This is a genomic window from Burkholderia sp. MS455, assembly GCF_016899445.1.
In the GTDB taxonomy this organism is placed as follows: Bacteria; Pseudomonadota; Gammaproteobacteria; order Burkholderiales; family Burkholderiaceae; genus Burkholderia; species Burkholderia pyrrocinia_C.
On sequence record NZ_CP041779.1, the window covers coordinates 1001677 to 1021693 of the forward strand.

Here is a 20017-nt window from a genome sequence, read left to right on the forward strand (position 1 = left end):
TGCGTCAGCAACGGCGCGGCCGCCCGGCCGCGCCGGCCACCTCCGTCCGTCAGACCCCGACGCCCAGCAGCGCCAGCGCGCCGAGCACGACGAACAGCACGGCCGCGATCCCGTGCACGAGCTTCGTCGGCAGACGGTGCGCGAAGCGGTCGCCGAGCAGGATCGCCGGCACGTTCGCGAGCATCATCCCGAACGTCGTGCCGGCCACGACGCCGATGTAGTCCTGGAAACGCGCGGCCAGCGCGACGGTCGCGATCTGCGTCTTGTCGCCCATTTCCGCGAGGAAGAACGCGACGAGGGTCGCGCCGAACACGCCGAGCCGCGAACGGTTGGCATTGGCTTCGTCGGCATCGAGCTTGTCCGGCACGAGGATCCACAACCCCATCGCGATGAACGAGAACGCGAGCGCCCAGCGCATGATCGACGGCGTGACGAGCGCGCCGAGCCATTCGCCGAGCGCGCCGGCGAAACCGTGGTTCACGAGCGTCGCGACGAGCACGCCGAGGATGATCGGCACCGGCTTGCGATAGCGCGCGGCCAGCACGAGGGAAAGCAGTTGGGTCTTGTCGCCGATTTCAGCGAGGGCGACGGCGCCGGTGGAAATCAGGAAGGCTTGGGACACGTATGGGGTTCCGCGGGCCGATGTTGTGCGTGCGAGCGACGATCCACGGCGCGCCGGGCCCTGATGCGGCGCACTGTGAACCATCGGTCTCGCCAGGCCTAGGTGGCTGCGTCCGCCATGGCCGAACGGCCAAGTCTGTTGACGGACGCCTCCGTCACGATGCGCGCCGGGGGCGCGAGGCATCGAGCGGAGCGGCTACTCCCCAATGAGCGGCGAATTCTAGCACGGTGTGTCGCGGGCGGGAATGCGGCCGGGTAGGGTTGCGAGGCGCACTGGGACACGATCGGCGCATGGCGCCTTCGGCTACCCGGCATGCGCGGCGGTGGATGCGTCGCCGCGCATGCCGGGACGGAAGCCCGGCGGGCAGTTACGCTGCGGCCGCGCGGCGGGCCGCGCCGCGTTCGTGGACGAGCTTGCCCGCCGCATAGGTGCGGTACACCGCGCGGTCGTCGCCGAGCAGCGCCAATGCGAACAGCAATTCCTCGAGCGAATCCGCGCGCTTCGTGCGGCGCGCGAGCAGCGGCGTGGCCTGCGGATCGAGCACGACGAAGTCGGCCTCGGTGCGCGGCGCGAGCGTGCCGACCGTGTCGTCGAGAGCGAGTGCCTGCGCGGCGCCGGCCGTCGCGAGCCAGAACATCCGCGTCGCGCTCAGGTGGTGGCCCGACAGCCGCGCGACCTTGTGCGCTTCGTTCATCGTTTGCAGCATCGAGAACGACGTGCCGCCGCCGACGTCGGTGGCGAGCGTGACGGGCACGTCGTATTCGCCGGCCTTGTCGAAATCGAACAGCCCGCTGCCGAGGAAGAAGTTCGACGTCGGGCAGTGCGCGACGGCGGTGCGCGTCTCGGCCATCCGGCGGCGGTCCTCGTCGTCGAGGTGGATGCAGTGGCCGTACACCGCGCGCGGCCGCAGCAGCCCGTAGCGATCGTAGATGTCGAGATAGCTGCGATGGCCGGGGAACAGCTCGGCCACCCATTTCACCTCGTCGACGTTTTCCGCGACGTGGCTTTGCACGAACACGTCCGGATGGCGGCGCGCGAGTTCGCCGCACGCTTCGAGCTGCGCCTCGGTCGACGTCGGCGCGAAGCGCGGCGTGAGCGCGTACATCTGGCGGCCCTTGCCGTGCCAGCGGCCGATCAGCTCGGCGCTGTCGTCGTAACCCGATTGCGCGGTGTCGCGCAGGAATTCGGGGCAGTTGCGGTCCATCAGCACCTTGCCCGCGATCATCCGCAGGTCGCGCGCGTCGCTCGCCGCGAACAGTGCGTCGGCCGACTGCTTGTGCACCGTGCAGTAGACGAGCGCGCTCGTCGTGCCGCAGGCGAGCAGTTCGTCGACGAAGAAGTCGGCGACTTCGCGCGCATGCCCGGGATCGCCGAACTGGCGCTCGGTCGGGAACGTGTACTTGTCGAGCCACGGCAGCAGGCCCGGCGCCGGCGACGCGATCATGTCCGTCTGCGGATAGTGGATGTGCGTGTCGATGAAGCCGGGCACGATCAGCTTGTCGCGCAGGTCATGGACGATCGCGTCGCGCGCGAGCGTCGCGGCGAGCTTTGCATACGGACCGGCCGCGACGACCTTGCCGTCGTCGACGATTAGGAGGCCGTCGGTCTCGTAGTTCGCGGCCTGGCTCGATTTAGCCGGGTCGCCGTTGAAGGTCAGCAGTTGGGAACGAAAAGCGGTTTGCGTCATGACGAATGGTCCTGCATCAAGGTAAGGCGAACAGAAGAAAGCGATCGACGCCGCGCGGGCGACGGCATGGACGGCGCCACCCGCGCGGCTGCCGGGCGCCGCTTCGCGAGTCGCCGCGACACACTGCGTGCGGCGCGTCCGGATGCGATTGCGCAGGCGTTCGTGGCGGCCGCGGCCGCGAGCGCGTGATTGCCCGCGAATCTCGCAGCGTTGGCGATCGCGACCGATGCGGCGGCGAACGGGACGGCAAGCCGCGACCGCACGCGCCGGCGGGCGGCGACGGACTGCGTCGCCGCCACGCGGGCAGCGAACGCGTTGAACGCGTTCGCGCCGGGTGCATGCAAGCGTTCGGCTCGACGCAGGGCCGGACCGGGAGTCGCGAAGCGGATGCCGTTACCGTGTTTCATCTGTCCAGCGCACCTCGATGCGGGCCGTCACGCGGCCTGCCAGTACGCGTCGAGGCGCGCGATCAGTGCATCGCGCTGCGCCGGGTCGATGAACGACGCCTCGAAGCCGTTGCGGATCACCGCATGGACTTCGGCATCGGTGAGGCGCAGCCCTTCGGCCGTCGCGAAGTAGTTTTCGTTGACGTAGCCGCCGAAATAGGCCGGATCGTCGGAGTTGATCGTCACCGCGACGCCGCGGTCGAGCAGCGCCTTCAGCGTGTGCTTCGCCATGTCGTCGAACACGCACAGCTTCAGGTTCGACAGCGGGCAGACGGTGAGCGCCGTGCGCGTGCGTGCGAGGCGTTCGACGAGCGCCGCGTCCTCGATGCTGCGCACGCCGTGGTCGATCCGGTCGACCTTCAGCACGTCGAGCGCTTCGTAGATGTACGCCGGCGGGCCTTCCTCGCCCGCGTGCGCGACGAGCTTCAGCCCGAGCGCGCGCGCCTTGTCGAACACGCGCGCGAACTTCGTCGGCGGATGGCCGAGCTCGGACGAGTCGAGACCCACGCCGATCAGGCGATGGCGATAGCGCTCGAACAGCGGCAATGCGGATTCGAACGTCGCGAGCGCGTCCTCTTCGGACAGGTGGCGCAGGAAGCACAGAATCAGCTTGCTCGACAGCCCGCGCTGCTCGGCATCGGCGAGTGCGCGCTCGATGCCCGCGACGACCGTCTCGATCGGCACGCCGCGTTCGGTGTGCGTCTGCGGGTCGAAGAACAGCTCGGTGTGAACGACGTTGTCGGCGAGCGCGCGTTCGCAATACGCGGCCGTCATGTCGTGGAAATCCTGCTCGGTCAGCAGCACGCTTGCGCCTGCGTAATAGATGTCGAGGAACGACTGCAGGTCGGTGAACGCGTACGCGGCGCGCAGCGCGTCGATCGAGTCGTACGCGAGCTTCACGCCGTTGCGCTGCGCGAGCGCGAAAATCAGTTCGGGCTCGAGCGAGCCTTCGATATGGATGTGCAGCTCCGCTTTCGGCGCACGGGCAATCTTGTCCTTGAATGTCGGGGTCATGGCGTCGTTCTTGGTCGGTCAGTAGGTAGGGGAGGCCTGCGCGTTCGCGTTCGCCTCGACGGCCTGCAGCAACTGCGCGGCCACCGAGATCGCGATCACTTCGGGTGCCTTGTCGATGATGCCTTCGACACCGATCGGGCAGCGCATCCGCGCGACCTGGGCCGGGTCGATGCCGATGGCCGCGAGGCGATGATCGAACTGCACGCGTTTCGCGTGCGAGCCGGTCATCCCGAAGTACGCATAGTCGCCGCGTCGCAGGATGCGCTCGGCCAGCACGAAATCGAGTGCGTGGTCGTGCGTCATCACGACGAAGTAGGACTGCGGCGGTGCCGTGTCGACGGCGTCCGCCGGGGCAGCGGCCGCCTCGATCGCGAGATTGCCGATGCCGGCGAGCACGTCGGCCGGCGGGAACACCGCATCGGGCCCGTCGATCCAGCGCACGTGGCACGGCAGCGTCGCCAGCACCTTCACGAGCGCGGTGCCGATGTGCCCGGCGCCGAACAGCACGACGGGGAACGCATACGGCGCGATCGTTTCGGTCATCAGCGCCACGCCGCCGGTTTCCCACAGCAGGCAGTCGGCACGCGCGGCTTCCGATTCGGGCTCGCTCAGCAGCGGCGCGCCCGGCGAGGGGCCGAATGATACGCTACGCACGGTCGCGGCGCCGGCCGCGACGCGCTTCGCGAGCGACATGATCCAGCCGAGATCGCCGACGTCGAGCCGCTCGAACGCGAGCACGACCGCGCCGCCGCAGCATTGGCCGAGGCTCGGGCCGAGCGCGAGCCGCTCGAGCCTGCGCGCATGCGGCACGTGCGCGCCGTCCTTCAGCAGATGCCGCGCGATCTCGATTGCCTTCCATTCCAGATGACCGCCGCCGATCGTATGGCGGGCCGTGTCGCGCGTGACGAGCATCTTGGTGCCGGCTTCGCGCGGCGCGGAGCCGTCGGTGTGCGCGACCGTGACGAGCACGGCCGCTTCGCCGTGCGCGAGCAGTTGCTGCAGATCGCCGAGCCAGGCTTCCATCAGCACGCTCCGTTCGGGACGACGCAGCACGACACGCGGCGCGGGCTGGCGGCCACGGCGGCAACGAGGACGGACGGGAGCGGGGCAGGCCGGCCGCACGGCCGATGCAGTGCGGCGGCGCGCTGAACGCGCGTGCGGGCGGTGCCGCCGGACACGCGTACACCATGAGGGTGACGGATGCGGATGGTTTGCGTTGTCATGATGAATCCAGTCGACATTGCGGATCGGGCGCGCGTTACGCAGGGGGCGGTGAGACCGCCTGGCCTCGCGCACGTAGATCGCCATCCAGTCAGGAAGATAGCACCGCAAGGCGACGGGAACATTGCCGGGCGGTGATCCGGGCTATCAGGAGGCGATCATGTCGATCATAGGCCCGCCGCGCGGGATCGGGGCGCCGCTGCGTGCACATCGGGCCGAAACGCAGGCGTGACGGGGCGCGGATGCGGCAGTCGCGCGACGCGCGTTCGCCCGGAAATCCGGGCAGCGGCGGGGTAGGGGTTTACGTGTGGCTGGCCGGATGCGGCTTGCGAAGGCGTCCGGCACGACCGGGCGACGACGGACCGGCGGCTGCGCGGCCCGACTGAGCGGGCCGCGCGCGCAGGGCGCCGCTGAAGCGGCCGGCCGGTCAGGCCGCGAGCTTGCGGCGATGACGCCAGAGGCTTGCGACGACCGCAACCAGGATCGCGGCGAAGCCGATCAGCGCCCAGCCGGGCAGCAGGATGCCGAGGATCGGCGGGTAGACGGTCTCGCATAGCCCGGCGACCTTGAACATGCCGGGGAACCATTGCGCGGGCGGCAGGCTGTCGACGATCGGCTGCAGCGTGTCGAAGCCGCAGCTGAAGCCCGGATTCATCTGGATCGACAGGTGCCGAGCGGCGGTGCCGACGCCGCCGGCCGCGGCGATCGCGATCAGCAGCTCGAGTACCCAGATGCCGCGCCAGTGGCGGATCCCGGCGGCCAGGAACGCGAAGATCCCGATCGCGGCGAAGAAGTAGCGCTGGATGATGCACAGCGGGCACGGATCTTCGTTCTTCACGTACTGCAGGTACAGCGCACCGGCCAGCAGGGCGATGCACACCCATCCGAGCAGCATCAGCAGGCGGCGTTCGCGGCGTAGCGCAAGCGTGTAGTCGTTCATGTCGGCGGGGTTCCTCGTGGGTCGGTCCGGAAAACAATCGCGCGATTTTAGCGCGAACGGTCTGGCACGAAACTGACAACGCGCGTGCGGCACCCTGCCGCACCGCGCGCATCGCCCGCCGTCGATCGGCTGGCGCGGTCAGCGGATCGTGTTCAGCACGGCCTCGACCGCCTGGCCGATCGCGAGCAGCGCGTCGTCGCGATGCGGCGCTGCCGCGAGCATCAGGCCGACCGGCGCCGCGTCGCGCGGATGGCACGGCAGCGACAGCGCGCACGCGTCGAGGAAGTTGAACGCGCTCGGGTTGCGCAGGATCAGCGCATTGGTGCGCGTGAACGCGGCGTCGTCCGCTTCGAGTTCCGCGATGCGCGGCGGCACGACCGGCACCGTCGGCGCGACGAGTGCATCGAAGCGCGACCAGACCGTGTGCGCGGCTTCGTCGAGCATCGCGGCGCGCGCGGCGAGCAGGTCGAGATAGTCGGCCGCGCTCGCGGGTTCGCCCTTCAGGATCCGCGTCAGCACGCGCGGGTCGTACTGGTCGCGGTGCCGCGCGAGCAGCGGGCGATGCCATGCGTACGCCTCGATCGGCGAGAAACCGAAGCGGTTGATGTCGGGCAGCCGGTCGAGCGCGGAGAAGCGCACTTCCGTGACGATCGCGCCGGCGGCTTCGAGATGCTTGAGCGCGGCGTCGAGCGCGGCCGCGACGTCGGCATCGACGCCGTCCGTCACGTAGTTCGTCAGCACGCCGAGCCGCACGCCTTCGAGCGGCCGTGCGGCCGGCACGTGCGGTTCGAGGCCCGCGAGCATCCGGTCGACGAGCGCGCAGCAGGCGACCGTCAGGCCGATCGGGCCGAACGAGTCGAGCGTCGTCGACAGCGGCACGCCGCCTTGCGTCGGGATCCGGCTCGCGGTCGGCTTGAAGCCCGTCAGCCCGCACAGGGCGGCCGGAATGCGGATCGAGCCGCCCGTGTCGGTGCCGAGCGCGACGGCGGCCATCCCGTCGGCGACGGACGCGGCCGCACCCGACGACGAGCCGCCGGAAATCCGGGCGTCGCCCGGCACGTCGCGGCGGTACGGCGAGCGCGGATTGCCGAAGTGCGGATTCAGCCCGAGCCCGGAGAACGCGAACTCGCTCATGTTGGTGCGGCCGACCAGCACCGCGCCCGCGCGCTTGAGCCGCGCGACGGCGACCGCATCGGTGCGCGCGGCCGGCGCACCGTCGAGCACGCGCGAGCCCGCGCGCGTCACCTGGCCCGCGACGTCGAACAGGTCCTTCACCGACACGGGAATGCCCGCGAGCGGCGACAGCACGGTGCCCGCGGCGCGCAGCCGGTCGTGCGCGTCGGCGGCCGCGCGCGCGTTGTCGGCATCGACTTCGGTGAAGACGACGGCGCCCTGGCCCGACGGATCGGCGATCCGGTCGAGCGCGGCGTCGACGAGCGCGCGGCTCGTGGTCCGGCCGGCGGCGAGGTCGGCGGCGAGCTGGGCGAGCGGGGGGAAGGGCGTGAACGTGGTCATGGGCGGCTCAGGGGCGAAGATGTTGAAGAAGCGCGGAGCGGAACGAATCGATATGGCGTTCGACGGCCGCGCGCGCGCCGGCGGCGTCGCGCGCGGACAGCCGTTCGAACAGTTCGCGATGCTCGTGCTGGACGTCGGCGAGATGGTGAGGTTCGGACAGCGTGACGAACCAGAAGCGCAGCGAGCGCTCGTGCAGCGCGCGCAGGATTTCGGCGAGGACCGCATTGCGCGCGGCCGCGGCGATCGCCTGATGAAACGCGCGGTCGAGCTCCATCATGCCTTCGACGTCGTGCGTGTCGACGCAGGCCTGCCCGTCGTCGAGCTGTGCGGCCATGCGCGCGAGATCGTCGGGCGTCGCATGGCGCGCGGCGAGTTCGGCGCAGTGCGCTTCGTTGATACGCCGCACGTCGATTACCGCGACGATGTCGTCGAGCGACAGCGGTTGCACCATCAGCCCCTTGCGGGGCATCACGGACAGCAGCCCTTCGAGCACGAGCCGGTGCACGGCCTGGTGCACGGGCGTGCGGCCGATCCCCGTGCGCGCGACCAGATCGGCCTCGTTGAGCGCGGCGCCCGGCTTCAGGCGCATCGTGATGATGTCGCGCTGGATCAGCGCGTAGGCGCGGTCGGCGAGACTGATCGCCGATGCGGCGGGCCGGTCGCGGATGACGTCGGTCAGGGCATTCATGCGGGTTGCGGCGCGGCGGCCGGACGGGGTGCGATCATGGCGCGGGCGATCGGGAAGCATGGGCAATCCGTGGATATTATTGTGATATATCACTGGTGTCCAGTGCACGCGGCGACGCGGTGGCGTCGCCGGCACGCGAACGCGGGCGCGCCCCGGCACGGCCTGCCACCGACTTGCAACAATGTCGACAGGATGTTGCAGGTTTACCGCGCGATCGTGCACTGAAGCATAATGGATCCTCGTTTATCCATACGCGTGAGCGACGTACCAGACCATCGTCATGAGCGAAAACACGCTTTCCCCGGCCGGTCTGCCCGGCACCTCTTCCGCTTCTTCCGATTCTCCCCGTCCCGATCCGGCGAAAACGCCCGATGCGCCGGCAGCGCAGGCTGCCGCGCAAAACGTCGCCGTGGACGGCGCGTCGCCCGTCACGGCCGCATCCGAGCCGGGGGCGGCGGGCGCCGCGGGCGATGGCGCCGCCGCGCCGCCGAAGCCCGGCTCGCCGCCGCCCGGGTTCGGCGCGCCGCCCGATTTCGATACGCCGCGGCCGCCGCCCGCGAGCGCGCAGAATGCGCCGCCGGCCTACCTGAAGCAGAGCGACACGCCGTGGTCGGTGTTCGGCCGGATCATCGCGGCGCGCGCGCGCCGGCTGTTCGACCGCGCCGGCCAGCGCATCACGCAGCGCACGCTGCGCATCGGCGTGTCGGCGCGGATCTTCCATCCGGAACCGGGCGCGAAGGGGCTGCGGGGCAAGACGCTGCAGTATCTCGAGGAATCGATCGCACACTGGGTGATGTCGCGCGACGTGCTCGTGTTCATGATTCCGACCGTCGGCCACCAGGGCATGATTCACCCGAGCAATATCCGCCTGCGCGACTACGCGAAGCATCTCGACGGCCTGCTGCTGCAAGGCGGTGCCGACGTGTCGCCGCAAACCTACGCGGCGTCGGACGCCCGCCCCGAATGGCCGGGCGACCGCGTGCGCGACATGTACGAACTCGAGTTGCTGCACGAGTTCGTCGAATCCGGCAAACCCGTGCTCGGCGTCTGTCGCGGCTGCCAGTTGATCAACGTCGCGTTCGGCGGCTCGCTGTACCAGGACATCGCCACCGATGTGCCGACCGCGAATGCGCACGTGAGCGAGCATTACGACCAGCATCGCCACGCCATCCGCTTCCCCGACTCGTCGACGCTCGCAAGCATGTTCCCCGGGCGCAGCGAAGCGATCGTCAACTCGATCCACCACCAGGCGATCCGCGATCTCGGCCGCGATCTGAACATCGAGGCGGTGTCGGCCGGCGACGGGATCATCGAGGGCATTCGCCATCGGCGTTCGCCGTTCGTCGTCGGCGTGCAATGGCACCCCGAGTTCCATCGCGCGGGCGGCTCGGAGCTGCTCGACTGCACGCCGCTGCTCGATGCGTTCCTGCGCGCGGCGCGCGAAACCCGTCTGTAGCAAGCCGCATTCTTCGTGTCGCACGCAGTCCGGCCGCATCCCGATAAATTTCGAGATGCGGCCGTTTCGTTTTGAACGATAATCGCGAGTTCCGATTCGTTCGCCGGAGTCTGACGTTGGCTTTCCGAAACTTTTTCCCTGCACGATGCGCGACGTGGATCGTTGCACTGGCCGCCTGCGCACAAGCGGGCGCGGTCTGGTCTGCCGACGCGACCGCGCCGGCCGCCGGTACGCGTCCGGCGGTCACGAGCCTGAGCGGCGATGCGGCGCCGGCTGCATCCGCGTCGGACGCGAGCACGCAAGGTAACGTCGCCGAATTGACGCAGATGCTGCACGACGGCCGGATCGTCGAGATGCGCACGACGTACAACGGCAGCTACGGTGCGAGCCTGATGTTCGATCCGCGCGAGATGACGTACTACGTCGCGCTGTTCCAGGACAAGCATCTGTGGCGCGTGATCCGGTCGCAGGAGAAGAACCGCGCGGAGATGGTGTATGCGAACTTCGTCCAGCAGACCGCGCAGCTCGCGGATATCGAGATCCGCCGTACCGAGCTGCAGGCGCAGAAGGCGTTCCTCGAACGCGTGATCGCGCTGCAGGCGAATCGTGCGCAGCAGTTGCAGGCCGATCTGAGCGTCGCGCGCAGCCAGCAGGCCGAGGTCGTGCAGCGGCAAAAGTCGGCCCAGGAGCAGACGCACGCGCTGCAGGTCGAGAAGCGGGCCGCGCAGATGCAGTTGCGCGATCTGCAGGAGCAGGTGCGGCAACTCGAGAGGCAGACCGAGACGGGGCTGCCCTCGCACAAGTAAAACGAGTCGTCAAACGGACGGAGAGACGAGCAAAACCCGGCGAAGCGATCTTCGCCGGGTTTTTTTATTGAGCGACCGTCAGCGCGCGAACGCGTCTGGTGTGTCGGTGACGCGACGATGGGACAGTTGCGACGTCCAGTCGAAGCCGGCGGCCGGCGCATGCGCCGCACGGGCAGGCTGCGCGGCGCGCAGCGTATTTGCCGTCGCGATCAGCGTGAGCGGATCGTCGAGTGTGTCGTGTGCATCGCGTGTGTCCGTCGAGCGCGGCGGCGGGGCGAGCCGATCGGGGGCGCGAGTGCTGGCTGCATTGCTCAGGACTGGCGGACGTGCAGCCAATTGCGGCACGGTCGGTATCCGGGCCGGGGCCGCTGTCGTGCGCGTGCCGTTTGTTCGACGCGGCGATGCAGCGGCGGCGCGCTGCACGTCGGACGTTGCCCTTGTGCGAAGCGACGCCGGACGAGGCGCGGCATGGTGCGTGGCCGGTGGCGATTCTGCAGTCTTCGTGACGGGTGTCGCCACCGTGCGCCGAGGTGACGTGTTTGTCGACATACCGGACTGAACTGCGGCAACTCGCACGGTACCGGTCGATGACGTGGTGTGGTCCGGCGCAATGACGGCCATCTGGATCGTGGGCGCAGGCTCGAAGCCCGTGAACGGTTCGTGCGCGGCGATCAGCCAGCCGATGATGCCGAACGCGCCGATGCTCCAGCAGATTGCGTACATCGCACGTCGGTCGCGAGAGCCCTGGACGGTGCGCCGGGAGCGTCTGCCGGCAACTGCAGCCGGCGCGACCGGCGCCCCTGCCGGATTCGGTGCTGACGCCGCCACGGGCCATGGCTGCCAGCGGCACGCGCGATGAGGCCGGTCGACGTCGATGCAGGACGTCGTCAGTGTGGCGAGGCAGTGCTTGTCGGGTCGCGCACCGGGCGCGCCGCGAAAGGTCCATTCGCGGCCGAACGGCGGTACGTGATCGAGCGGAGCGATGCGAGGGCGGGCGAGCGCGCCTTCGACGGGGACGAGGGGCGATGGAGTCATGAGGGCGGTGCGCCGTGCGACACAGGCAACCGTGCCGGCCGCGGCGCGGAAATCTCGTCGCAAATCGTGACATTGTGGTCGGCTGGCGAGAGCCGGTCGATCAGATCAGTCTGATTTTCGCGCCCGTTTCGGGGCGACTCGTACGAGTCGAATGCCGCGACGGCGGCAGCAGGGGCGGCACAAGGCAAATGTCGGCTTGGCGTGGCATCATTCGCGGACCATGCCGGTGCGCGCGTCGTCGTGCGGCGCGCCGCCGGCGGGCAGCGATGCCCGTGGGCGCCGGTCCGGCGCCGCGGGCGTCGTCTGATCCATGCGGCGCGGATTCGCGCCATCCGAGCCGAGCGAGAAAAACATGTCCACAGCGTCACACGCCATCGCGCAGGAATCGAAATTCCGCACCGTATTCCGGGTCGTCAGCGGCAACTTCCTGGAAATGTACGACTTCATGGTCTACGGGTATTACGCGTCGGCCATCGCGAAAACCTACTTTCCGAGCGGCAACGCATTCGCGTCGCTGATGCTGTCGCTGTCGGTATTCGGCGCGGGCTTCCTGATGCGGCCGGTCGGTGCGATCGTGCTCGGCGCGTACATCGACCATCAGGGCCGCCGCAAGGGGCTGATCCTGACGCTCGGGCTGATGGCGCTCGGTACGCTCACGGTGGCCTCGATACCCGGCTACGCGACGATCGGCGTGCTCGCGCCGGTGCTCGTGCTGCTCGGCAGGCTGCTGCAGGGTTTCTCGGCGGGCGTCGAACTCGGCGGCGTGTCGGTCTACCTGTCGGAGATCGCGACGAAGGGCCACAAGGGGTTCTATACGTCGTGGCAGTCGGGCAGCCAGCAGGTGGCCGTCGTGTTCGCCGCGTTCGTCGGCGTGCTGCTGAATCGCGCGCTGCCGGTCGACGAGATGACCGCGTGGGGCTGGCGCATTCCGTTCCTGATCGGCTGCCTGATCGTGCCGTTCCTGTTCCTGATCCGTCGTTCGCTGAAGGAAACGGACGAGTTTCTCGCGAAGCGCCACCGCCCGTCGATGGGCGAGATCATGCGCTCGATGCTCGACAACTGGGGCATCGTGGTTGCCGGCATGGGGATGGTGATCATGACGACGGTGTCGTTCTACATGATCACCGCGTACACGCCGACCTTCGGCAAGGAAGTGCTGCACCTGTCGTCGCTCGACGCGCTCGTCGTGACCGTCTGCGTCGGCATTTCCAACCTCGTGTGGCTGCCGCTGTCCGGCGCGCTGTCCGACCGTATCGGCCGCCGCCCGGTGCTGATCGCGTTCACGGTGCTGACGCTGCTGTCGGCATACCCGGCCGTGCTGTGGCTCGTCGGCGATCCGTCGTTCCTGCGGCTGCTTGCGGTCGAGCTGTGGCTGTCGTTCCTGTACGCGTCGTACAACGGGGCGATGGTCGTCGCGCTGACCGAAGTGATGCCGGCCGACGTGCGCACGGCCGGCTTCTCGCTCGCGTACAGCCTGGCGACGACGATCGGCGGCTTCACGCCGGCGATCTCGACGCTGCTGATCCACCAGACGGGCAACAAGGCGGCGCCGGGGCTGTGGCTGAGCGTGGCCGCGATTTGCGGGCTGATTGCGACGCTCGTGCTGTACCGCACGCCCGACGCGCGCAATCAGTACAAGGCGGCCTGACAGGCGCTCGTACATTGCACATCGCGCCGCGCCGGCCGCATGCATTGCATCGAAAAAAAGGGAGCGCAGCACGCTCCTTTTTTCGTCTTCGTTCAGGCGTCGCGCAGCTTGTCGGCGACCATGGCCGCCACGTCGAGCCATGCGCCCGGTGCGGGCTGGCGGGCGATCCTGGCCTGCGGATACCACGGGCAGTCGTCGCCGGTGAACCAGCGCCAGTCGGGTGCGAACGGCAGCATGACCCACAGCGGCTTGCCGAGCGCGCCCGCGAGGTGCGCGACAGCCGTATCGATCGTGACGACGCCGTCGAGCCGTTCGATCAGCGCGGCCGTATCGGCGAAGTCGTTCAGCCGGCCGTCGAGGCGATGCACGCGCGGATGCGCGTCGACGCGCGCACGTTCGTCGTCGTCGAGCGCGGGCTGCAGCACGATCCAGTCGATGTCGGGCAGCGCGAGCAGCGGCGCGAGCGCGTCGAACGGCATCGAACGGTTTTCCTGTGCCTGGCGGCGCCCCGACCAAGCGAGGCCGAACTTGCGCTTCGACTGCCCGCCGAGCGAGCCGCGAAACCGCCGGCGAGCGCTTTCGGGCGCGTCGAGGTAGCGCGAGCCTCCGACGATGTCCGCCGGCTGAAGCCCGAGCAGGAACGGCAGGCTCATCAGCGTGCAGGCGACGTCCGCCGCCGGCGGTTTCGCGGCGCCTTGCGCGACGAGCGTCACGCGCCAGCGCGATGCGGCAGGCGCCAGCAGCGGCACGAGTTCCGGCTGGACTTCGAGCACGACGCACGCGCAGCGTGCGCGGGCAAGCGGCACGAAGCGGACGAACTGCAGCGTGTCGCCGAACCCCTGTTCCGCGCGGATCAGCAGCGTGCGCGACGCAATCGGCTCGCCCTGCCAGCGCGGCAGCGTGCCGAGCGGTATCGCGCCCGGCGTCTCGTGGCGTGCTTCGTACTCGGGCAGGCCGCGCGTGAAGTCGCCGAGCGTCAGCAGCGTGACTGCGCGGTGCAGCCGTGCGAGCGTGAGATCGGGTTCTACGCGCAACGCCTGGTCGAATGCGCGCAGCGCCATCTCGTGCGCGCGGAGCGCGTGATGCGCGTTGCCGAGGTTCAGCCACGCCAGGCTGAACGACGGATCGAGACCGACGGCGCGCTCGTAGTAGGGCAGTGCGTCGCGGTGGCGTGCCTGCGCGCACAGTGCGTTCGCGAGCCCGAACAGCGCGAGCGGAAACGGCGGATGCAGCGCGAGCGCGGCTTCGAACGCGGCGGCCGCCTCGGCATGCCGGCCGACCGCATCGAACGTGTTGCCGAGATTGAAATGCGCGGCGACGAAGCGCGGCTGCGCGGCGATCGCGGCCTGAAAGTGCGCGATCGCGTCGTCGGCGCGGCCCATCGCGTTCAGCGCCATCGCGAGGTTGTTGTGCGCGCCCGCATGCCCGGGCCGCAGCTCGAGCGCGCGCCGGAACGCGGCGAGCGCGTCGTCGTGGCGGCCGAGCGCGTTCAGCGCGTTGCCGAGATTGTTGTGGATCGATGCGTCGTCGGGCGTGAGCCGGAGCGCGCGGCCGAACGCGTCGATCGCATCCTCGTGGCGCTGCAGTGCCGCATACGCGTTGCCGAGGTTGTAGTGCGCGAGCGGAAATTCGGGCGCGAGCGTCAGCGCGTTGCGAAAGCGGTCGATCGCTTCGTCGAGCCGGCCGAGCGCTTTCAGCGCGTTGCCGAGATTGAGCTGCAGCGCGGCATCGTCCGGACGCAGCGCGACGGCGCGGCCGACGAGATCGGCCGCCTCGGCGTGCTGGCCCTGCTGGTGCCGCAGCACGCCGAACAGATGCAGCGCGTCTGCGTCGGCGGGGTTGGCGGCGAGCGCGGCGCGATAGCCGTGCTCAGCCTCGGCGAGGCGGCCCGCGCGGTGTGCTGCATACGCTCGGTCGAATGCGGAATCCATGACGCGAAAACTGGCGGAAAGCGCGTATTTTCCCACACCGCGCATGGGTGCCGCGTGTCGACCGGTCGGCATATGGCCCCGTCACGCGGAGCGGCGTAGACTTGCAGGGTCGCGTGTCATCGAGGTTCTCATGGCTGACACACTGCCCGATATCCCGCCCGTGCTGATCGTCGGCGCGGGGCCGACCGGCCTTGCCGCGGCGATGAGCCTCGCGCGGGCCCGCGTGCCGGTGCGCATCATCGACCGCCTCGCCGCGCCCGCGCCGTATTCGCGCGCGATCGGCATCCAGGCACGCACGCTCGAACTGCTGGAGCAGCATCGCGCGGTCGAGCCGTTTCTCGCGCTCGGCCATCGCGCGCATGCGGCCGCGCTGCATGCCGATGGCCGTGTGATCGCGCGGCTCGATTTCGATCCGCTGCAAACGCGCTACCCGTATCTGCTGTTTCTCGACCAGAGCATTACCGAGCGGCTGCTCGCCGAGCATCTGGCCGGGTTCGGCGTGACGGTCGAGCGCGGCGCGACGCTGACCGCGTGCGACGCAGGCGGCACGTCGCTCGACGTGACGATCCGCTGCGCCGACGGCCGCGACGAATCGTTCGCGCCGTCGTACCTGATCGCTGCCGACGGTGCGCACAGCACGGTCAGGCATCTGCTCGGTCTCGGCTTCACAGGGCAGGCGTTCGAACAGACTTTCCTGCTCGCCGATTTCGCGGCGATACCCGACTGGCCGGACGAGGAGATCCACCTGTTCACGACGCCCGAAGGCATGGCGGGCCTGTTTCCGATGGGCGGCGGCCGTTACCGGCTCGTTGCCGACCGGCCGCCCGGCAGCGATGCGTCGCCCGATGCGCCGACCCCGTCGCTCGCGGAATGCGAGGCGATCGTGCGCGCACGCGTTGGCGCGTCGATCTCGCCGAGCGATCTCGCGTGGTCGTCCTATTTCCACCTGCACAGCCGGATGGTCGACCGGCTGCGTCACGGCCGCGTATTCTTCGCGGGCGACGCCGCGCACGTCCACAGCCCGGCCGGCGCGCAGGGCATGAACACCGGCATCCAGGAAGCGTTCAATCTCGGCTGGAAGCTTGCGCGCGTGCTCGGTGCGGGCACGCCCGAACGGCTGCTCGACACGTATCACGCCGAGCGCCATCCGATCGAGCGCGACGTGTTGCGGCAGACCGGCTTCATTACGCAGATCGTCGAGGCGGATCGCGGCGCGATGAAGCTGCTGCGCGATCATGTCGTGCCGCTGCTGGTGTCGTTCGGGCCGATGCGCGATGCGGTGCGGCGTACGGTCAGCGAGCTCGGCGTGCAGTACCGGAAGAGTCCGCTCACGCTGGAGCGTGTGCTCGACGGCGGTCCGCGTGCGGGCGAGCGGGCGCCCGACGCACTCGTGCACGTGCTCGACGGCCCGCTCGGTCAGGCGCCCGGAACGGCGCGGCTATACGATCTGCACGATCCGGCGAGCTTCACGCTGCTGCTGCTCGAAGAGCCGGTGAATGCAGACACCGGCGCTGCGCCGCCGATGGCGGCCGATGCGCAGGCGCTCGTGCAGGGGCTCGAACGGATCATGCCGGGCGCTGTGCGCGTGTGGCGGGTCACCGATATCGAAGGCGACGGTGCCGCCGGGCTGGCACAGGAGTATGGCCGTTCGCGGCCGTCGTTCTACCTGCTGCGGCCCGACGGGTATGTCGCCGCGCGCGGGCGCACGGCGACCGACGCGAACGGGCTGCTGCGCCACTGCGAAAACTGGTTCGCGGGCATGCCGGTGTCCGGGTAGCGGTGCGTTCAGGCGGTCGCGGGAGCGGGAACGAGCGACGCGCGGTGCACGGCGATCGCATCGCGCACGATCGGCGCCGCGCGTTGCGCGCCTTCGCCCGACGGATCGTCGAGCGCGGCGAGCAACGCGCGGCGCATCCGCGGCTCCCAGAAGCGCCGGATATGGTCGGCGATACCGGTCAGCGCTTCGTCGCGATCGGGCATCGATTCGAAGAATGCGCCGATCTGGTTGGCCATGTCGATCAGGTGGTCGTTGTCCATCGAAGCCTCACTTGCCTGTCGTCACGGTGTCGGGCGTGCTCGCGCGGCGCTCGAGCAGGTCGATCTGCTCCGCGTTGAAGCGCGCGTATGCACGCTGCCATTCGGACGGCTGCGCAACCGGCAGCACCTGCACGGCCGTCACCTTGTATTCAGGGCAGTTCGTCGCCCAGTCGGAGCTTTCCGTCGTGATCACGTTCGCGCCCGATTCGGGGAAGTGGAACGTCGTGTACACGACGCCCGGCTGCATGCGTTCAGTCACGAGCGCGCGCAGCACCGTCTGCCCGGCACGCGATTCGATGCCGACCCAGTCGCCGGTCCGGATGCCGCGATCCTGCGCGTCGTGAGGGTGGATCTCGAGGCGATCCTCTTCATGCCACCGGACGTTTTCGGTCCGGCGCGTCTGCGCGCCGACGTTGTATTGCGACAGGATGCGGCCCGTCGTCAGGATCAGCGGATAGCGCTGCGTGACCTTTTCCGGCGTCGGAATGAACTTGGTGATCACGAACCGGCCCTTGCCGCGCACGAACTCGTCTATGTGCATCGTCGGCGTGCCTTCCGGCGCGTGCTCGTTGCACGGCCACTGGATGCTGCCGAGCGCGTCGAGCTTCTCGTACGACACGCCCGAGAAGGTCGGCGTGAGCCGCGCGATCTCGTCCATGATTTCCGACGGATGCGTGTAGTGCATGTCGTAACCGAGCGCCTGCGACAGCAGCAGCGTCACTTCCCAGTCCGCGTAGCCCGCGAGCGGCGGCATCACCTTGCGCACGCGCGAGATGCGGCGCTCCGCGTTCGTGAACGTGCCGTCCTTCTCGAGGAACGTCGAGCCCGGCAGCAGCACGTGCGCATATTTCGCGGTCTCGTTCAGGAAGATGTCCTGTACGACGATGCACTCCATCGCCGACAGCGCGGCCGACACGTGCTGCGTGTTCGGGTCCGACTGGACGATGTCCTCGCCCTGGCAGTAGAGCCCCTTGAAACTGCCGTCGAGCGCCGCGTCGAACATGTTCGGGATGCGCAGCCCCGGTTCCGGCTGCAGCTTGGCCGACCACGCCTGTTCGAACTGCGCGCGCACGATCTCGTCACTGATGTGCCGGTAGCCGGGCAGTTCGTGCGGGAACGAGCCCATGTCGCACGAACCCTGCACGTTGTTCTGGCCGCGCAGCGGATTGACGCCGACGCCTTCGCGGCCGATGTTGCCGGTCGCCATCGCGAGGTTCGCGATGCCCATCACCGTCGTCGAGCCCTGCGCGTGTTCGGTCACGCCCAGCCCGTAATAGATCGCGGCATTGCCGCCCGTTGCGTAGAGGCGCGCGGCGGCGCGTACCAGTTCGGCCGGCACGCCGGTCACGTCGGCGGTTGCCTCGGGCGAATTGTCGGCGCGCGACACGAAGTCGCGCCATTGCTCGAACGCGCGCGTCTCGCAGCGCTCGGCGACGAATGCGTCGGCAACAAGCCCTTCGGTGACGATCACGTGCGCGAGCGCGTTGACGATCGCGACGTTGGTGCCGGGGCGCAGTTGCAGGTGATGCGTGGCCTTCACGTGCGGGCCGTCGACGACATCGATGCAGCGCGGGTCGATCACGATCAGCTTCGCGCCTTCGCGAACGCGCCGCTTCAGCCGCGAGCCGAACACCGGGTGCCCGTCGGTCGGGTTCGCACCCATCACGACGATCACGTCGGCCTGGTCGACCGATGCGAACGTCTGCGTGCCGGCCGATTCGCCGAGCGTCGTCTTGAGGCCATAGCCGGTCGGCGAGTGGCACACGCGCGCGCAGGTGTCGACGTTGTTGTTGCCGAACGCGGCACGCACGAGCTTCTGCACGAGGTAGGTTTCCTCGTTCGTGCAGCGCGACGACGTGATGCCGCCGATCGAATCGCGGCCGTATTTCTGCTGCAGCTTGCGGAATTGCGTCGCCGCATAGGTGAGCGCTTCGTCCCAGCTCACTTCGCGCCACGGGTCGGTGATCTTCTCGCGGATCATCGGCTTCGTGATGCGGTCCTTGTGCGTCGCGTAGCCCCACGCGAAGCGTCCCTTCACGCACGCGTGCCCCTCGTTCGCGAGGCCGTTCTTGTTCGGCGTCATGCGCACGACCTGCGTGCCCTTCATCTCGGCCTTGAACGAGCAGCCGACGCCGCAGTACGCGCAGGTCGTGACGACCGAGTGTTCGGCTTGCCCGAGCTGCACGACGGATTTCTCCTGCAGCGTGGCCGTCGGGCATGCGGCGACGCAGGCGCCGCACGACACGCATTCCGACGCCATGAACGATTCGCTTTCGCCGGCGGCGACGCGCGATTCGAAGCCGCGCGCGGCGATCGTCAGCGCGAACGTGCCCTGGGTTTCCTCGCACGCGCGCACGCAGCGGTTGCAGACGATGCACTTCGACGGGTCGTACGTGAAGTACGGGTTCGATTCGTCCTTGCGGTCGTTGAGGTGATTCGCGCCATCGAAGCCGTAGCGCACTTCGCGCAGCCCGACGACACCCGCCATGTCCTGCAGCTCGCAGTCGCCGTTGGCGGGGCAGGTGAGGCAGTCGAGCGGATGGTCGGAGATGTACAGCTCCATCACGTTGCGGCGCAGCGATTGCAGCCGGTCCGACTGCGTGCGCACCTTCATGCCCGCTTCGGCCGGCGTCGTGCACGACGCCGGATAACCGCGCCGGCCTTCGATCTCGACGAGGCACAGCCGGCACGAGCCGAACGGCTCGAGCGAATCGGTCGCGCACAGCTTCGGGACGTTGACGCCGGCTTCGATCGCCGCGCGCATCACCGACGTGCCGGCCGGTACCGTCACCGGCTGGCCGTCGATTTCGAGCGTGACGTCGGTATCGGCATGGCGTTGCGGCGTGCCGTAGTCGGTATCGTCGAACGGGTCGCGGGCGCGCGCCTGTGCGGCGCTCTTGCACGCGCATTGGCCCGAGCCGCAGCCGCCTTGGCGGACGTTGTTCGTGTCGAGGGACATGCAGGGCTCCTT

16 protein-coding genes and 1 riboswitch are annotated in these 20017 nt (G+C 69.1%); of the genes, 4 read left to right on the forward strand and 12 right to left on the reverse strand.

Translation table 11 applies throughout. The features are described 5' to 3' along the window. Positions 1–49 precede the first annotated feature (49 nt). From FPJ27_RS23840 to FPJ27_RS23870, 7 genes are all read right to left on the reverse strand, one after another. Positions 50–622, reverse strand: a complete 573-nt coding sequence (locus FPJ27_RS23840; protein WP_021163944.1) for a TMEM165/GDT1 family protein — start codon at positions 620–622, stop codon at positions 50–52. A 78-nt stretch (positions 623–700) separates the two neighbouring features. Continuing rightward, a riboswitch (yybP-ykoY riboswitch) is annotated at positions 701–838 on the reverse strand. Positions 839–989: 151 nt separating this feature from the next. Beyond that, positions 990–2309 (reverse strand): guanine deaminase, encoded by a 1320-nt coding sequence (guaD, locus tag FPJ27_RS23845; protein WP_204425974.1) that lies wholly within the window; start codon positions 2307–2309, stop codon positions 990–992. 434 nt (positions 2310–2743) lie between these two features. Further along, positions 2744–3769 (reverse strand): adenosine deaminase, encoded by a 1026-nt coding sequence (locus FPJ27_RS23850; RefSeq protein ID WP_072436081.1) that lies wholly within the window; start codon positions 3767–3769, stop codon positions 2744–2746. An 18-nt stretch (positions 3770–3787) separates the two neighbouring features. After that, the gene (gene xdhC, locus FPJ27_RS23855; protein ID WP_204425975.1) at positions 3788–4792 is read right to left on the reverse strand and encodes a xanthine dehydrogenase accessory protein XdhC; all 1005 of its coding nucleotides are present in this window, start codon (positions 4790–4792) and stop codon (positions 3788–3790) included. A gap of 625 nt (positions 4793–5417) precedes the next feature. Continuing rightward, positions 5418–5930, reverse strand: coding sequence for a disulfide bond formation protein B (locus FPJ27_RS23860; protein WP_204425976.1), 513 nt, complete (start codon positions 5928–5930; stop codon positions 5418–5420). Positions 5931–6068: 138 nt separating this feature from the next. Continuing rightward, on the reverse strand, positions 6069–7445 hold the full coding sequence (locus FPJ27_RS23865) for an amidase (RefSeq protein ID WP_204425977.1): 1377 nt from the start codon (positions 7443–7445) through the stop codon (positions 6069–6071). Between the two features lie 7 nt (positions 7446–7452). Then, positions 7453–8133 carry a GntR family transcriptional regulator gene (locus FPJ27_RS23870; protein ID WP_072436077.1) on the reverse strand — a complete coding sequence of 227 codons (681 nt, stop codon included), beginning with the start codon at positions 8131–8133 and terminating at the stop codon, positions 7453–7455. A gap of 280 nt (positions 8134–8413) precedes the next feature. Here FPJ27_RS23870 and FPJ27_RS23875 point away from each other — a divergent pair, with 280 nt between their 5' ends. Both FPJ27_RS23875 and FPJ27_RS23880 read left to right on the forward strand, forming a co-directional pair. After that, the gene (locus FPJ27_RS23875; RefSeq protein ID WP_204425978.1) at positions 8414–9589 is read left to right on the forward strand and encodes a type 1 glutamine amidotransferase; all 1176 of its coding nucleotides are present in this window, start codon (positions 8414–8416) and stop codon (positions 9587–9589) included. 116 nt (positions 9590–9705) lie between these two features. After that, positions 9706–10395 carry a DUF2968 domain-containing protein gene (locus FPJ27_RS23880; protein ID WP_204425979.1) on the forward strand — a complete coding sequence of 230 codons (690 nt, stop codon included), beginning with the start codon at positions 9706–9708 and terminating at the stop codon, positions 10393–10395. A gap of 78 nt (positions 10396–10473) precedes the next feature. On the opposite strand, the gene FPJ27_RS23885 is transcribed toward FPJ27_RS23880, so the two are convergent. Together FPJ27_RS23885 and FPJ27_RS23890 are read right to left on the reverse strand one after the other, a co-directional pair. Then, positions 10474–11118 (reverse strand): hypothetical protein, encoded by a 645-nt coding sequence (locus tag FPJ27_RS23885; protein WP_239483372.1) that lies wholly within the window; start codon positions 11116–11118, stop codon positions 10474–10476. 519 nt (positions 11119–11637) lie between these two features. Further along, positions 11638–11784: a hypothetical protein gene (locus FPJ27_RS23890; protein ID WP_204425981.1), complete on the reverse strand. Its 147-nt coding sequence runs from the start codon at positions 11782–11784 to the stop codon at positions 11638–11640. Here FPJ27_RS23890 and FPJ27_RS23895 point away from each other — a divergent pair. Continuing rightward, positions 11783–13078, forward strand: a complete 1296-nt coding sequence (locus tag FPJ27_RS23895) for an MFS transporter (protein ID WP_204425982.1) — start codon at positions 11783–11785, stop codon at positions 13076–13078. The two genes, FPJ27_RS23890 and FPJ27_RS23895, sit on opposite strands and share 2 nt — an antisense overlap. A 92-nt stretch (positions 13079–13170) precedes the next feature. Here FPJ27_RS23895 and FPJ27_RS23900 read toward each other — a convergent pair whose 3' ends face one another. Continuing rightward, positions 13171–15081, reverse strand: a complete 1911-nt coding sequence (locus FPJ27_RS23900; protein WP_204425983.1) for a tetratricopeptide repeat protein — start codon at positions 15079–15081, stop codon at positions 13171–13173. Between the two features lie 58 nt (positions 15082–15139). On the opposite strand from FPJ27_RS23900, the gene FPJ27_RS23905 reads away from it, so the two are divergent. Then, positions 15140–16786: an FAD-dependent monooxygenase gene (locus tag FPJ27_RS23905; RefSeq protein WP_072436070.1), complete on the forward strand. Its 1647-nt coding sequence runs from the start codon at positions 15140–15142 to the stop codon at positions 16784–16786. Between the two features lie 8 nt (positions 16787–16794). On the opposite strand, the gene FPJ27_RS23910 is transcribed toward FPJ27_RS23905, so the two are convergent. After that, a complete protein-coding gene (locus FPJ27_RS23910; protein ID WP_072436069.1) occupies positions 16795–17046 on the reverse strand; it encodes a formate dehydrogenase subunit delta in 252 nt (83 codons plus the stop codon). Between the two features lie 7 nt (positions 17047–17053). Further along, positions 17054–20005 carry a formate dehydrogenase subunit alpha gene (gene fdhF, locus FPJ27_RS23915; protein ID WP_204425984.1) on the reverse strand — a complete coding sequence of 984 codons (2952 nt, stop codon included), beginning with the start codon at positions 20003–20005 and terminating at the stop codon, positions 17054–17056. Positions 20006–20017: the final 12 nt, after the last annotated feature.

Coding starts and splice junctions, on each gene's coding strand:
- guaD (WP_204425974.1), bottom strand. CDS start 2,309: ATGACGCAAACCGCTTTTCGTTCCCAACTGCTGACCTTCAACGGCGAC.
- FPJ27_RS23850 (WP_072436081.1), bottom strand. CDS start 3,769: ATGACCCCGACATTCAAGGACAAGATTGCCCGTGCGCCGAAAGCGGAG.
- xdhC (WP_204425975.1), bottom strand. CDS start 4,792: ATGGAAGCCTGGCTCGGCGATCTGCAGCAACTGCTCGCGCACGGCGAA.
- FPJ27_RS23860 (WP_204425976.1), bottom strand. CDS start 5,930: ATGAACGACTACACGCTTGCGCTACGCCGCGAACGCCGCCTGCTGATG.
- FPJ27_RS23865 (WP_204425977.1), bottom strand. CDS start 7,445: ATGACCACGTTCACGCCCTTCCCCCCGCTCGCCCAGCTCGCCGCCGAC.
- FPJ27_RS23870 (WP_072436077.1), bottom strand. CDS start 8,133: ATGAATGCCCTGACCGACGTCATCCGCGACCGGCCCGCCGCATCGGCG.
- FPJ27_RS23875 (WP_204425978.1), top strand. CDS start 8,414: ATGAGCGAAAACACGCTTTCCCCGGCCGGTCTGCCCGGCACCTCTTCC.
- FPJ27_RS23885 (WP_239483372.1), bottom strand. CDS start 11,118: ATGTACGCAATCTGCTGGAGCATCGGCGCGTTCGGCATCATCGGCTGG.
- FPJ27_RS23895 (WP_204425982.1), top strand. CDS start 11,783: ATGTCCACAGCGTCACACGCCATCGCGCAGGAATCGAAATTCCGCACC.
- FPJ27_RS23890 (WP_204425981.1), bottom strand. CDS start 11,784: ATGTTTTTCTCGCTCGGCTCGGATGGCGCGAATCCGCGCCGCATGGAT.
- FPJ27_RS23900 (WP_204425983.1), bottom strand. CDS start 15,081: ATGCCGACCGGTCGACACGCGGCACCCATGCGCGGTGTGGGAAAATAC.
- FPJ27_RS23905 (WP_072436070.1), top strand. CDS start 15,140: ATGGCTGACACACTGCCCGATATCCCGCCCGTGCTGATCGTCGGCGCG.
- FPJ27_RS23910 (WP_072436069.1), bottom strand. CDS start 17,046: ATGGACAACGACCACCTGATCGACATGGCCAACCAGATCGGCGCATTC.
- fdhF (WP_204425984.1), bottom strand. CDS start 20,005: ATGTCCCTCGACACGAACAACGTCCGCCAAGGCGGCTGCGGCTCGGGC.